Annotated in this window: 12 protein-coding genes; 2 read left to right on the forward strand and 10 right to left on the reverse strand. The window is 72.3% G+C overall.

Annotation, left to right across the window (positions count from 1 at the left end; genetic code table 11):
• Position 1 precedes the first annotated feature (1 nt).
• Entirely contained in the window at positions 2 to 1,510 is a 1,509-nt protein-coding gene (locus OO60_RS37715) for a HAMP domain-containing sensor histidine kinase (RefSeq protein ID WP_003065358.1), read from the reverse strand.
• On the reverse strand, positions 1,507 to 2,190 hold the full coding sequence (locus OO60_RS37720) for a response regulator transcription factor (protein WP_003065356.1): 684 nt from the start codon (positions 2,188 to 2,190) through the stop codon (positions 1,507 to 1,509). The genes OO60_RS37715 and OO60_RS37720 overlap by 4 nt, the downstream gene beginning before the upstream one ends.
• Before the next feature lie 245 nt (positions 2,191 to 2,435).
• Between OO60_RS37720 and OO60_RS45605 the strand changes: the two genes are divergently transcribed.
• On the forward strand, positions 2,436 to 3,023 hold the full coding sequence (locus OO60_RS45605; RefSeq protein WP_003065354.1) for an Ltp family lipoprotein: 588 nt from the start codon (positions 2,436 to 2,438) through the stop codon (positions 3,021 to 3,023).
• A gap of 111 nt (positions 3,024 to 3,134) precedes the next feature.
• Here OO60_RS45605 and OO60_RS37730 read toward each other — a convergent pair whose 3' ends face one another.
• The 8 genes from OO60_RS37730 to OO60_RS37765 form a co-directional block, all read right to left on the reverse strand.
• Complete coding sequence (locus tag OO60_RS37730; RefSeq protein WP_033263157.1) at positions 3,135 to 3,851, reverse strand: alpha/beta fold hydrolase; 717 nt, start codon at positions 3,849 to 3,851, stop codon at positions 3,135 to 3,137.
• 24 nt (positions 3,852 to 3,875) lie between these two features.
• Positions 3,876 to 4,466 carry a TetR/AcrR family transcriptional regulator gene (locus tag OO60_RS37735; RefSeq protein ID WP_003065350.1) on the reverse strand — a complete coding sequence of 197 codons (591 nt, stop codon included), beginning with the start codon at positions 4,464 to 4,466 and terminating at the stop codon, positions 3,876 to 3,878.
• Positions 4,467 to 4,482: 16 nt separating this feature from the next.
• A complete protein-coding gene (locus tag OO60_RS37740) occupies positions 4,483 to 5,304 on the reverse strand; it encodes an ABC transporter ATP-binding protein (RefSeq protein ID WP_003065348.1) in 822 nt (273 codons plus the stop codon).
• The gene (locus tag OO60_RS37745) at positions 5,301 to 7,121 is read right to left on the reverse strand and encodes a dipeptide/oligopeptide/nickel ABC transporter permease/ATP-binding protein (RefSeq protein WP_003065346.1); all 1,821 of its coding nucleotides are present in this window, start codon (positions 7,119 to 7,121) and stop codon (positions 5,301 to 5,303) included. Before OO60_RS37745 ends, OO60_RS37740 begins: the two co-directional genes overlap by 4 nt.
• The gene (locus OO60_RS37750; RefSeq protein ID WP_003065345.1) at positions 7,118 to 8,059 is read right to left on the reverse strand and encodes an ABC transporter permease; all 942 of its coding nucleotides are present in this window, start codon (positions 8,057 to 8,059) and stop codon (positions 7,118 to 7,120) included. Before OO60_RS37750 ends, OO60_RS37745 begins: the two co-directional genes overlap by 4 nt.
• A gap of 61 nt (positions 8,060 to 8,120) precedes the next feature.
• Positions 8,121 to 9,650, reverse strand: a complete 1,530-nt coding sequence (locus OO60_RS37755; RefSeq protein ID WP_003065343.1) for an ABC transporter substrate-binding protein — start codon at positions 9,648 to 9,650, stop codon at positions 8,121 to 8,123.
• Positions 9,651 to 9,773: 123 nt separating this feature from the next.
• Entirely contained in the window at positions 9,774 to 10,751 is a 978-nt protein-coding gene (locus OO60_RS37760) for a methyltransferase (RefSeq protein WP_003065340.1), read from the reverse strand.
• Between the two features lie 60 nt (positions 10,752 to 10,811).
• Positions 10,812 to 11,756: an aldo/keto reductase gene (locus OO60_RS37765; RefSeq protein WP_003065337.1), complete on the reverse strand. Its 945-nt coding sequence runs from the start codon at positions 11,754 to 11,756 to the stop codon at positions 10,812 to 10,814.
• A 76-nt stretch (positions 11,757 to 11,832) separates the two neighbouring features.
• Between OO60_RS37765 and OO60_RS37770 the strand changes: the two genes are divergently transcribed.
• Positions 11,833 to 12,555, forward strand: coding sequence for an SDR family NAD(P)-dependent oxidoreductase (locus OO60_RS37770; RefSeq protein WP_081655751.1), 723 nt, complete (start codon positions 11,833 to 11,835; stop codon positions 12,553 to 12,555).
• Positions 12,556 to 12,573 lie beyond the last annotated feature (18 nt).

Below are 12,573 nucleotides of genomic sequence, written 5' to 3' on the forward strand. Positions count from 1 at the left end.
GCTAGGCCCGATTCCGTCCCGTTTCATCGTACTGCGGTCGGCATTCCCGGGCGGGTGGTGGTACCACGGTACCTGGCCGATGTGCTTGCACACCAAGGACTCCCGCGGAAATCGACGGCGCCGGGAGGTCGACCCGGAGCAGCGCGCCACCGCGTGCGGACCGGGCGACGGCGACCCGGCCGCCGTGGGCGTCGACGACCCGCTGCACGATCGACAGCCCCAGCCCGGATCCCGGCAACGCCCGGGCGCTGTCGGCGCGGTAGAACCGGTCGAACACCCGCGGCACGTCGGCGGCGTCGATGCCTGGCCCGGCGTCGTCGACCTCGAGCACCGCCGACGCGCCCTCGGCGCGGAGCCGGACCTGGACCGGCTGGTCCGCGGGAGACCACTTGCCGGCGTTGTCGATCAGGTTGAGCACCGCCCGTTGCAGGCCGGCGGGACGCCCGCTCACCCACACGGAGGTCACGTCGAGCGCGACCTCGATGTCGGGCACCCGGGAACGCGCCCGGGCCGCGGCGGCCACCACCACGTCGGCGAGGTCGAGCACCTCGGTGCTCTCGTCGCTGACGTCACCGCGCGCCAGGTCGGTCAACTCGGCGGCCAGGGTGCTCAACTCGGCCACCTGGGCGCCGAGGTCGTCGAGCAGCCGGGTCCGGCTCTCCGGCGGCAGTGCGCTGTCCAGGGTGCCGCGCCGATCGAGCCGGATCAGCAGCTCGGCGTTGAGGCGCAGGCTGGTGAGCGGGGTCTTGAGCTCGTGCGCGGCGTCCTCGGCGAGCAGCCGCTGGGCCCGGCGGGATTCCCGGAGCGCGGCGAGCATGTCGTTGATCGACCGGATCAGCCGCCGGATCTCCCCACCGCCCTCGTCCGGGATGTCGGCGTCGAGATCCCGGGTGTGCGCGACACGGACGGCGGCGGCGGTCAGCCGGTCGATCGGGGCCAGCCCGGTCCGCGCCACGGTCCGCCCGACGAGAGCGCCGCCTGCCACGCAGAGCAGCCCGATCAGCAGCATGCCCAGCCCGAACTCGTTGAGCGGGCTGTCATCGGCGACGCGGGCCACCTGGACCGCGCCGCCGCCCGCCCGCAGCGTGTAGACGAGGTAGCCGTCGTCGTCGGCGTCGCCCGACTCCATCAGGTCGGCCGACGCGCCCTGCGCCACGCGCCCGGCGGCCTCGCTGACCGGGGGCAGCGCGGGCTGGCCGGCCGGCGTCCGGATCGAGCCGTCGGGCAGGATGACCCGCACCAGCGTGCCGAACCCGGGATACGGCGGGAGCTGGACCAGCGTCGGCCCGGCACGCTCGGTGTTCGCCGCCAGGACGCGGGAGTCGGCGCGCAGCTGGTCCTTCGCGGTGCCCTGCAGCTCCCAGGCCATCAGCTGGCTGGCCACCTGGAAGGCCACGAACACGCTGACCGCGATGGCCGTCGCCGCGATCACCGTCAGCCGGGTCCGCAGGGACTGCCGTCGCCACCAGCGGGTCAGCCGGCGCGGGCCCCGCCCGGGGAGCCTGCTCACGGAGGAGTCTCCCGCAACGTGTACCCCAAGCCGCGCAGCGTGTAGATCAACCGCGGCTCGCCTTCGGCCTCCATCTTGCGGCGCAGGTAGCTCACGTAAACCTGGAGGTTGTTGGCGGTGACGCTCATGTCGAAGCCCCAGATCGCCTCGAACAGCGCGGCGCGGGTCAGCACCCGGGTGGCGTTGCGCACGAGGACCTGCAGCAGGGAGAACTCGGTCCGGGTCAGGCGAAGCGGCCGCCCACCCCGCCACGCCTCGAACCGGTCGGGATCGACCCGGACATCGGCGAAGGACAGGATCGGCGACTCGTCATCACCCGGCCCGCGGCGGCGCAGCAGGGCCCGCACCCGCGCCAGCAGCTCCTCGGTGGCGAACGGCTTGGGCAGGTAGTCGTCGGCACCCGCATCCAGCCCGGCAACCCGGTCGAGAACCTGATCCCGGGCGGTCAGCATCAGCACCGGCAGCTCCCGCCCCGCCGCCCGCAACCGCCGGCAGGTCTCCAGCCCGCCGAGCCGGGGCATCATCACGTCGAGGATCAGCAGATCCGGCGCGTCATTTCCCACGCCGTCGAGCACGGCGAGACCGTTGGCGACGGTGCTGGTGTCGTAACCCTCGACCTGGAGCACCCGCTCCAGCGACTCACGGATGGCCGCCTCGTCATCCGCGATCATGATCCGCACGCCGGCCCGCCCCCTTCCCGTCGATGCTTTGCCGCTTCATCCTTCCCGCTCAACCTGAAGGCAGGATTAAAGCGTCGGCGCTGTGGTGCTCGCGCCGCCGGTGGTCGGTGAGCTGAGGTGCTGGCCGCCGCGGCGGGCTGGCTCCTCGTGCAAGCGCCGCTCGACTGGCCGGTCGTGGGGCAGCTCGTAACACCACAGTCGATCAAAACGCCTTACCTATCACCCCTCAAAGGAAGGAACCGCCCATGGACACCGGCCCGTCGACCATGACCACGCCGAACGGCCGCCCGGCCAAGCCCAAGAAGCGTCGCCACCGGCCCTGGGTCCTGGGCGTCGTCGGGGCGCTCACGCTCCTCGTCGCCGCAGCATGCAGCATTCCCGCGAAGTCCTTTGTCGCCGCTTCGTCCAGCCAACCCGCCACGCCCACCAGCCAGGCCGCGGCACCCACGAGTCAGCCGGCCACGCCGCCGCAGTCCACTCCCGAGGTCGTCGCGGCCACGACGAGCGAGGCACCGCAGTACCCACCGCAGGTGGAGCAGGCCCGAACTTCCGCCGAGAACTACCTGAGCTTCACCGCGTTCTCGCGCAACGGCCTGATCCGGCAGCTGTCCTCCATGGCCGGCGAGGGATTTCCGAAAGACGTCGCAACCAAGGCCGTGGACAGTCTGTCGGTGGACTGGAACGAGCAGGCGGCCAAGGCCGCAGAGAACTACCTGAGCTTCACCTCGTTCTCCTGCTCGGGGTTGAAGCAGCAGCTGTCATCGTCGGCGGGTGAAGGCTTCACGAAGGCCCAGGCCGCTTTTGGAGCTGGCCAGACTGCCGCCTGCAAGTAACCTCGCTCGAGTACCCGGGCGTGACGCGGCCGGCGGGCCTGCCCGAGCGCAGTCGCGCCGTATGAGCGCCGGGCTTGCGAAGCACCGGTGCCACGGAGGCAGGCCGCGCGATCAGCCCAGCAGGAAGCCGAACACCGCCGTGCGCAGCTCGTCGCCTGCCAAAGCGCCCTGGTGGTCGCCGGGTACGTGCTGCAGCCGGGCCTCAGGGAGGCGGGCGGCCACCGTCTCGATGCCCGCCGTCATGGGATCGGCCGCGCCCGCGAGGACCAACGTCGGGACCTTCGGCACCCCCGCCGCCGGGTCGAAGGGCTCGCGGCCCAGGCCCTCCACCAGCCGCAGCAGGGAGTCCGCGTCCCCGGCCCGGATCAGCGCCGCGATCCCGGCCGTCAGCGGGTCCTCCGCCGCTCCGGTGCGGACCGCGGCCCGCAGCGCCGCCGGGTCGAGTGCGGCGAAGGGGTCCATGCCGCTCAGGCCGCCGAGCACCAGCCGGCGGACCGGCAGCACCTCCTCCGCCGCCAGGCTCCACGCCAGCCGGGCGCCGAGGGAGTAGCCGACGACGTCGACCTCGCCGGCCGGCACGGCGGCGGCCAGCCGGCGCAGCAGCACCCCCGTCGTGACGTCCTCGACGGCCGCGACGGCGGGTCCGTCCGGGTGGCCCGGCAGGTGCACGACGAAGGTCTCGCGGCCGGCTTCGGCGAGGGGGGCGGCCCACCGCCGCGCGGGCCAGTCCCCGGCTCCGCTGGCGGCGAAGCCGTGCAGCAGCACGACGGGCGGTCCGGCGGCCGTGCCGGCCGGGGAAGTGCGGGTGACCGGAAGAGCAGGTTTCATTCTACGAGTGTAGACGAAAACCGCTCAGCCGGTGATCCGCGCCAGCAGGCTGTCGGTGTAGGCGCGGTACCGGGTGACCAGCTCGCCGACCGGGTACATCAGGCTCGACACCGTGGCCCCGATGGTCACCGAAATGATCTCGTCCGCCAGCACGCCGACCGCGCGCGCGGTCGGCCGCTCCCCCTTGCCCCGCGCGGCCGCGAGCCGGCGGCACAGCTCGGCCCGCCAGCTCGTCAGCAGCTCGCGGTACTGCGCCGCGAGGCCGGGGTTGGCCACGGAGTGGTCCCACAGCGCCAGCAGCACGCGCCCGGCCGCGATCCGGTCCGGGGTCAGCGGCAGGGCTCCCTCGACGAACCCCCGCAGCGCCTCGGCGGGCCCGAGCCCGGGATCCAGGCCGGCCAGCAGCGCTTCGGTTTCCCGCAGCACGCTCTCGAAGGTCGCCGCGATGATTTCGTCCTTGCTGGCGAAGTAGTGCTTGAGCGCGCCGTTGGCGAACCCGGCGGCGGTGACGATGCTGCGCATGGTCGCCGCCTCGAAGCCGCCTTCGATGATCAGCTTCTTGGCGACGGCCACGATTTCGCGGCGTCGTTCGTCGTGGTCGATGACCTTGGGCATGGCTACCGACTCTAGGTCATGCCGGCTCGCGCAGGCTGAGCCACGTGGCGCGGCGTTCGGCCTGGCGAGCCGGGTCGGCGACGGGGGACGCGAGCCGCAGGCGCTGCGTGTACGGGTGCTCCGGCACCTCGGTCACCGCGCGGGTCGGCCCCGCTTCCACGATCTTCCCTTGGTACAGCACGCAGACCCGGTGGCAGACCCGCCGCACGACGCCGAGGTCGTGCGAGACGAACAGGTACGAAACCCCGGTCTCGCGCTGCAGGTCGACGAACAGGTCGAGGATCGCGGCTTGGGTGGTCAGGTCCAGCGCGCTGACCGGCTCGTCGCAGACGACCAGCCGCGGCCGGCGCACCAGGGCCCGCGCGATCGCCACGCGCTGGCGCTGCCCGCCGGAGAACTCGCTCGGGTACCGGTGCACCGCGCCGGCCGGCAGCCGCACGCGGTCGAGCATCCCGGCCACGACCGCGCGGGCGTCGGCGCGGGACGTCCCGGCCACCAGCAGCGGCTCGGCCAGCACCTCCCCGACGGTCATCGTCGGGTCCAGCGAGCCGTACGGGTCCTGGAACACCACCTGGATCTCCCCGGCCAGCCGGCGGCGGGCGGCGCCGCGCAGGTGCGTGATGTCCCGGCCCGCGAACGTGATCCGCCCGGAGGTGACCCCGGCGAGGCCGAGCACGGCCTTCCCGAGCGTCGACTTGCCCGAGCCGCTCTCCCCGACCAGGCCGACGCACTCCCCCGGCCCGACCGACAGCGAGATGCCCTCCAGCGCGCGGAACCCGGCGCCGCGGCGCAGCCGGTAGTCCACCACGAGGTCGTCGACCTCCAGCAGTGCGGTCATCGGGCGGCTTCCTCTCCGCGCGCCCCGGCCGGGGACCACGCTTCGTCGAGTTCGTCGCGGCAGGCGGCGTCGTCCAGCGAGGCGCCGATCAGCTCCGCGGTGTAGGGGTCCTCCGGCCGGCGGAAGATCCGCTCGACCGGGCCGGTCTCCACGACGCGGCCGTCCTTCATGACGACGACGCGGTCGCAGATGTCGGCCACGACCCCGAAGTCGTGGGTCACGATGACCAGGGCCATCCCGTACTCGCGCTGCAGCTCGCGCAGCAGCTCGAGGACCTCGGCCTGGACCGTGACGTCGAGCGCGGTCGTCGGCTCGTCGGCGACCAGCAGCGACGGCCGCCCGGCGACGGCCCCGGCGATGAGCACGCGCTGGGCCATCCCGCCGGAGATCTGGTGCGGGTAGGCCTTCAGCACCCGGTCCGGGTCCTGGATGCCGACCCGCACGAGCACGTCCCGGGCCCGCTGCCGGGCCGCCGCCTTCGACAGCCCGTGCACCCGCCGCAGCGGCTCGGCCAGCTGGTGCCCGATCGCGTAGCTCGGGTCGAGGTTGGTCATCGGCTCCTGCGGCACGTAGCCGATCGCCCGGCCGAGCAGGGCGGCCCGCTCCTTCGGCGACCGCTTCCCGACCTCCTGGCCGCCGACCCAGATGCCGTCGGCGACCGCGGTCCCCCCGGCCGGCAGCAGGTCGAGCACGGAGAAGATGGTCTGCGTCTTGCCCGAGCCCGACTCGCCGACGATCCCGAGCACTTCGCCGGGCGCCGCGTCGAACGACACCCCGCGCACGACCTCGCTGACCCCGTCCCGGGTCGCGTAACCCACCCGGAGGTTTTCGACGCGCAAAGCGCTGTCCGCGACCTCGTGCACGTGCGTGCCGCTGGCCACCGCCTCGGGCAGCGCGGACGGCGCGGCGGCCAGCTCACGGCGGACGCGGGCGCGGCGGCGCGCGGTGGGCAGCTCGACCCGGACGCTGACCAGGTCGGCGAGGGTCGACCCGATGAACGCCAGTGCGGCGATCGTGAGGCCGAGGGCGATCGACGGCCAGAGCAGGATCAGCGGGTAGCTGAGCATGGTCTGGAAGCCGTCGTTCATCATCTGGCCCCAGCTGGGCGTGGCCGCCGACCCGACGCCGAGGAACTGCAGCCCGGCCTGCAGGCCGATGGCGATCCCGGCGGTCAGCGCCGTCTGCACGATGACCGGGGCGTACACCGCGCGCAGCATGTGCGTGCGCAGGATGCGCAGGGTCGTCACGCCGGACACGCGCGCGGCGTCGATGTAGGGCTCCCGGCAGACCGTCAGCGCCCGTGCCCGGGCGATCCGGTAGTGGCCGGGGGCGAGCAGCACGCCCAGGGTGACCATCAGGACCGCGAAGTTCTGCCCGGTGCCCGCGGCGACCACCAGGAGCACGATCATCACCGGCACCGACTGCAGCGCGTCGCTGATCCAGGACGCGATCCGGTCGGTCACCCCGCCGAAGTAGCCCGCGGCGACCCCGGCGGGCACCCCGAGCACCACGCAGGTCAGGCAGGTGATCAGGGCGCCGTAGAGCGTGGTCCGGGCGCCGAAGAGCAGCCGGCTGAGGATGTCGCGGCCCGCCGAGTCGCCACCCAGCGGGTGCCCGTTGCCCGGGGTGGCGTGGGACAGCGCGAAGTCGAGGTGGTCCGGGTCGAACGGCGCCAGCCAGGGGGCGAGCACCGCGACCGCCACGACGATCGCGAACACGGCGAGGGCAGCCACGCCGAGCGGGCGGCGCAGGAAGCGCCGGCCCAGGGAAACCCGCTTGACGGGGGCCGGGCCGACGGGGAGCGGAACGGCGGTCATCGCTGGCGCACCTTCGGGTTGACCCACCCGAGCACGAGGTCGAGCAGGAAGTTGACGACGACGACGAACACCACGGTCACGGCGGTCAGGCCGAGCAGCACCGGGATGTCGCCGATCTGGGACGCCGACTGCGTCAGGCTGCCGATGCCGGGCAGGTTGAACACGATCTCCACCACGATCGCGCCGCCGAGCAGGCCGACGAACAGCAACGCCAGCACGGTCAGCGCGGCCGGGGAGGCGTTGCGCAGCACGTGCGCGGTCACCCGGCGCTTCGACAGGCCCCGGGCCCGCAGCGTCCGGACGAAGTCCTGCCCGGCGACCTGCAGGAAGCTGTTGCGCAGCTGCTCGGCGATCATCACGATCGCCCCGAGCGCCAAGGCGATCGCGGGCAGCGTGATCGACTGCAGCCAGCCACCCACCGACTCCTCCGGCGAGACGTACCCGACCGCCGGGAACCACTTGAGCCGCAGCGCGAACCAGGTCACCAGCACCAGGCTGAGCCAGAACCCGGGCAGCGCGAACAGCACCACCGACGCCAGCTTGAGCACCCGGTCACCGAGGCCGCCCGGGCGCAGCCCGCACGCCACGCCCGCGGCGACGCCGACCACCGCGGCCAGCACGGTGGCGGCCACGACCACCGACAGCGTCACCGGCACGCGCAGCGCGATCTGGTCGCCGACCGGCTGGAAACTGCGCCACGACGTGCCGAAGTCGCCGGTGACGGCGTGGGAGAACCAGGTCCAGAACTGGGACAGCAGCGGCTGGTCGTAGCCGATCTTGGCGCGCAACGCCGCCTGCTGGGCGGGGGTCGCGCTGTTGCCGAGCAACCCGGCGGTCGGGTCGCCCACGGCGAGGTGCGCGAGGAAGAAGGTCCCGCTCGTGACGAGCACGAGCAGCAGGACCCCCGACGCCAGGCGCTTGAAGACGAAAGTCAGCATTTCCGGCTCCCTCGGCGGCGGGTCCGTCCGGTGTGGACGGACCCACCGCGGGACGGGCGCGTCAGCCGCGCTGGATGAACCGCAGGGTCGGGAACATCATGCCGGTGACCGGGGTGACCGTGATGCCCTTGACGCTGTAGTAGAGGTTGTCGGCCTGGTACCAGACGTCCCACCAGGCGAGGTCCACGAGCTTCGTGTTGAGCTGCTTGAGCAGGGCGGTCTGCGCCGGCCCCGGCTCGGCCTGCTCGGCCTGGTCGACGAGTGCCTTGACGTCGGGGAAGGCGTCGACCGACGGCTTGGGGTTGTACCACTGGGCCGAGGTGACCTGGTCGGTGAGCGTGGCCATGTCGTTGCCGTCCATGGCGATGACCGCGAGGAACATCGGGTAGGTCGGCGCGTTCTTCTGGTAGTCGGCCATCGCCATGTCCTGCCACTCGACCTTGATGCCGAGCTGGCCGAACGTCTGGTTGGCGGCGGGCTGCCACGCCTGGAAGATCGGCGACATCGGCATCTTCACCGAGAAGCCGCCCGGGTAGCCCGCGTCGGCCAGCAGCTGCTTGGCCTGGGCCAGGTCGGTCTTGTACTTGCCGTTGAGGCCCTCGTCGTAGGTCGCGCTGCCGACCGGGAACAGCTGGTCGGTGACCGTTCCGGCGTCGTTGCCGACCGCCTTGAGGATGCCCGCGGCGTCGAAGGCGTGGCTGATCGCCTGCCGGACGCGCGGGTCGCCGAGCGCCTTGACCTGCTCACCGGTGCGGTCGGCGAACTGCACCCCGACCCACGAGGCCGCCTTCTTGGCGACGTTCCAGCCGTTCTGCTGGGCCTTGGGCAGGTTGGCCGCGTTGGCGAACTGGACGTTGAGCTGGCCCGAGAGCATCGCGTTGAAGGCCGCGGTCTGGTCGGTGATCGGGAACAGCCGCACGGTCGGGAACGGGTAGGTCGCGCTGTCCCAGTGGTTCGGCTTCTTGGTGAACACGTACTGGGACTGCGGGGTCGACTGGCCCTTGTCGTAGGTGTAGGGCCCCGAGCCGGCCGGGCCGTTCGCCAGCGTGTTCGCCTGGATCGCCGCGGGCGAGGCCATCCAGCTGCGGCCGAGGCCCATGAAGTACAGCAGCGCGTCGTCGCGTTTGGACAGGTGCAGCTCGACGGTGTCGGTGCCCTTGGCGTCGATGCTCGCGACGTTGAGGTAGGCCTGCCCGGACCGGACGCCGGACTTGAGGTGCTGCAGGTTCGCGACCGCGGCGGCGGCGTCGAACTTCTGCCCGTCGTCGAAGGTGACCCCCGGGCGCAGGTGCAGGGTCAGCGTCTTGCGGTCGGGCGTCCAGTCCCAGGAGGTGGCCAGCGCGGGCACCGGCTTGGCGTCCTTGTCCAGCGCGACCAGCGGGTCGTACACGGCCGAGAGGTACGGCCCGTCGAAGCCGATGTCGGCGTTGGCCGGGTCCCAGGACGTGACGTCCAGGAACACCCCCGCCTTCAGCTCGTCGGTGCCGCCCGCCCCGGACGCGGTGGCCCCACCGGATCCGGTGCACCCGGCGACCGCGGCGGCGACCAGCGCCACCGCCGCGGCGAACGCCGCTCTCCGTGTCCTCGTCATTGAGTCCTTCTTTCGGGTACTCCCGGAGTGCGGGTGAGACCCGGCTCACCCTCGTCCGGGTTAGTCTACGACTGTCGGCTATAAAATCAACGGGCCGCCGCCACGGCGTTGCACACTTTCGGGTCAGATCGCTTCGGCGACGAGCACGCGCGGGCTTCCCGGCAGGGCCAGAACTTCCCGCACCCGCCACCCGGCCTCGGTCAGCCAGCCGCGCACCTCGGCCTCGGGGTAGACCACCGTGCCGTCGATGACGAAGTACTCCCCCGCGTGCAGCGCGTCGATGGGCCGCTGCCGCTCGTCGTCGTCGAGGAAGAAGTCGAGCAGCAGCAACGTCGCGCCGGGCGCGGCGGCGGCACGGGCGTTCGCCACGATCGCCCGGTTCTGCTCGGCGGCGAACCGGTGGACCACGTGGTTCAGCAGGACGATGTCGTGGTCGCCGCCAGGGGCGGCCGTTTCGGTCTCGGCCGGCTCGATCCGCACCCGCTCCTCGAATCCGGCGGACTTCACGGCACTCGTGACGCCTTCGGTGAAGTCCGGCGCGAAGACGAATCGCACCGCCAGGTCCGGGTTGGCGCGCAACGCACCGAGGGCGAACTCGGGCGAAAGGCCACCGAGGTCGAGCAGCGAGCGGTAGGGCGTGAAGTCGAACGCCCGGGCCAGCATGGCGGCGTGCAGGGCGTTGTACCGCATCACCCCGCCCATGAACGTGGCCCAGCGCCCGTCGTCCATCTGCAGGTCGCCGGGCTCACCCGAGTCCACCGCGGTGTCGAACTGCAGCCAGTGCCCGTAGCTGATTTCGTTGAGGAACTGGACGAACGGCGTCAGATCGGTGGCTCCCCGGCCACCGAGGTACTCCTGGGCGTCGGCGGCGAGGCGATACCGGCCGTGTTCGCGGTCCAGCAGCCCGAGCGCGTTCATCGCGTCGGCGAGGATCCGGGCCAGCCGGGGGCTGACGCCGGTGGCGCCGGCGAGCTCGGCGGCCGTCCGGGGACCGTCGGCCAGCGCCGGGAACAACCCGATCCGCGACGCGGCGAACAACTGCTTGGCTCCCATGTAGCCGATCGCGATGTCGACGATGCGGTCCGGGACGGGGGCGGTCATCGGGGAACTCCTCTCGGGAGGGCGGGAAGTTTCTACGACTGTAGACATAAACCGGCGCCGTCACCAGGTCCCGTCGGCCGCAACTTCGCGATCGAGCGAGAATTCTTCGGTGAGCGCGCGGATCCGCTCCGCACCGAGGGTGTCCGCCAGCTCGACGACGGCGGCGTTTTCCTCCAGCTGCGCCAGCCGGGACGCCCCGACGAGCACGTTCGCCGTCGCTGGATTCGCCAGGCAGAAGGCGATGCCGAGCTGCGCCGGGGACACGCCGAGCTCGCCGGCCGCCCGCCGCACCGCCGGCCACGCGCCGGCGATCCGCTCCCGGATCCCGCCGACATCCGCCCCGATCTTGCGGTCCGGCCGCAAATTACCGACCAGCAGACCGCCTTCGAAGATGTCCGACGCCTGCAGGGCGAGCTCCCCTGATGCAAACAGGGGCGCGTAGTACTCGCCCTCGGCCATCGACCGGCGCACCAGGCTGTACTTCAGCTGGGCGAAGGACGGCGGCACCAGACCGCGGCGGCGCGCGATGTCGATCGCCGCGCGCACGTCGGCGAACCGCCAGTTGTTGACGCCCCAGGCGGTGAACCGGCCGGCGTCGAGCTGCTCGGCGACGTCGGCGACCACGCGTTCGACGTCGAGCTCGCCGAAGTAGTCGCCCACCACGACGAAGTCGGCGTGGTCGGTGCCGACCCGCTCCAGCGCGGTGCGCAGCTGCGGCCCGAACCCGGTGCGCGGGTAGTCCCAGAGCCAGAGTTTCCCGCAGTAGAGCCAGTCTTCGCGGGCCAGGCCCGCCTCGCGCACCGCCTCGCCGAAGATCAGGTCGGTGCGGGCGTTCTCGGCGTGCGGGCCCATGTCGTAGTGGGCGACGTCGAAGAACGCGCAGCCGAGCTCGGCCGCGCGGGCGATCATGGTCACCGCCTCGCCGAACTCCACCCGGTCCCAGGTGTTCCACGAACCCAGGGACAGGACCGGGACCGCCCGGTCGCCGAGCTGACGTCGTCGCACTGTTTCCTCCCGCGCGCCGATGGTTTATTTTCTACGTTTGTATACTATAAAACGCTTTCCGCGAAAGGAATCGCTGATGAGCACTCCCCGTACCGTGCTGGTGACCGGAGGGGCGGGCGGGATCGGCCGCGCCATCGCCGCGGCGTTCCGCGACGAGGGCGACGACGTCGTGCTCGCCGACGTCCGAGGCGCGGGCGAGGCGGCCGCGGAGCTGGGCGTGCGGGGCGTCGACGCCGACATCACCGACGAGGACTCCATCGCCCGCGCGCTCGCCGAAGCCGGTCCGGTCGACGTCCTGGTCAACAACGCGGGCCTGCTCAGCGTGCACGGCACGCTGCTGGACCTGCCCGCCGACGCCATGCTCGACATCCTGCGCACGAACGTCCACGGCACCTTCCTGGTGACCCAGCAGGTGGCGCGGCAGCTGGTCGCCGACGGCCGGTCCGGGGTGATCGTGAACCTGTCCTCGATCGGCGGCCGCCAGCCGACCCCGGGCATGGGCGGCTACGAAAGCAGCAAGGCGGCGGTCGACGCGCTGACCCGCTGGGCGGCGGTCGAGCTGGCCGCGCACGGCATCCGCGTCAACGCGGTCGCCCCGGGCCCGGTGCTCACGCCGATGCTGGCGGCGGGCATGCCGGAGGGCTCGCCGGCGCGGGAGGCCTGGGTGAACCGGATTCCGTTGCGGCGCATGGCCTCCGTCGAGGACGTGGCCGGGCTGGTGGTGTTCCTGGCGAGCGAGCGGGCCGCGCACATGACGGGCACGAGCGTCCCCGTCGACGGCGGCCAGCTGCTCACCTGACCGGCCGGGGTGGCCGCC

The sequence above is a fragment of the Amycolatopsis vancoresmycina genome (assembly GCF_000716785.1).
Taxonomy (GTDB): Bacteria; Actinomycetota; Actinomycetes; order Mycobacteriales; family Pseudonocardiaceae; genus Amycolatopsis; species Amycolatopsis vancoresmycina.

Excerpts from the sequence above, each read along its gene's own strand:
- OO60_RS45605 (WP_003065354.1), top strand. The coding sequence starts at position 2,436 with ATGGACACCGGCCCGTCGACCATGACCACGCCGAACGGCCGCCCGGCC.
- OO60_RS37730 (WP_033263157.1), bottom strand. The coding sequence starts at position 3,851 with ATGAAACCTGCTCTTCCGGTCACCCGCACTTCCCCGGCCGGCACGGCC.
- OO60_RS37735 (WP_003065350.1), bottom strand. The coding sequence starts at position 4,466 with ATGCCCAAGGTCATCGACCACGACGAACGACGCCGCGAAATCGTGGCC.
- OO60_RS37740 (WP_003065348.1), bottom strand. The coding sequence starts at position 5,304 with ATGACCGCACTGCTGGAGGTCGACGACCTCGTGGTGGACTACCGGCTG.
- OO60_RS37745 (WP_003065346.1), bottom strand. The coding sequence starts at position 7,121 with ATGACCGCCGTTCCGCTCCCCGTCGGCCCGGCCCCCGTCAAGCGGGTT.
- OO60_RS37750 (WP_003065345.1), bottom strand. The coding sequence starts at position 8,059 with ATGCTGACTTTCGTCTTCAAGCGCCTGGCGTCGGGGGTCCTGCTGCTC.
- OO60_RS37755 (WP_003065343.1), bottom strand. The coding sequence starts at position 9,650 with ATGACGAGGACACGGAGAGCGGCGTTCGCCGCGGCGGTGGCGCTGGTC.
- OO60_RS37760 (WP_003065340.1), bottom strand. The coding sequence starts at position 10,751 with ATGACCGCCCCCGTCCCGGACCGCATCGTCGACATCGCGATCGGCTAC.
- OO60_RS37770 (WP_081655751.1), top strand. The coding sequence starts at position 11,833 with ATGAGCACTCCCCGTACCGTGCTGGTGACCGGAGGGGCGGGCGGGATC.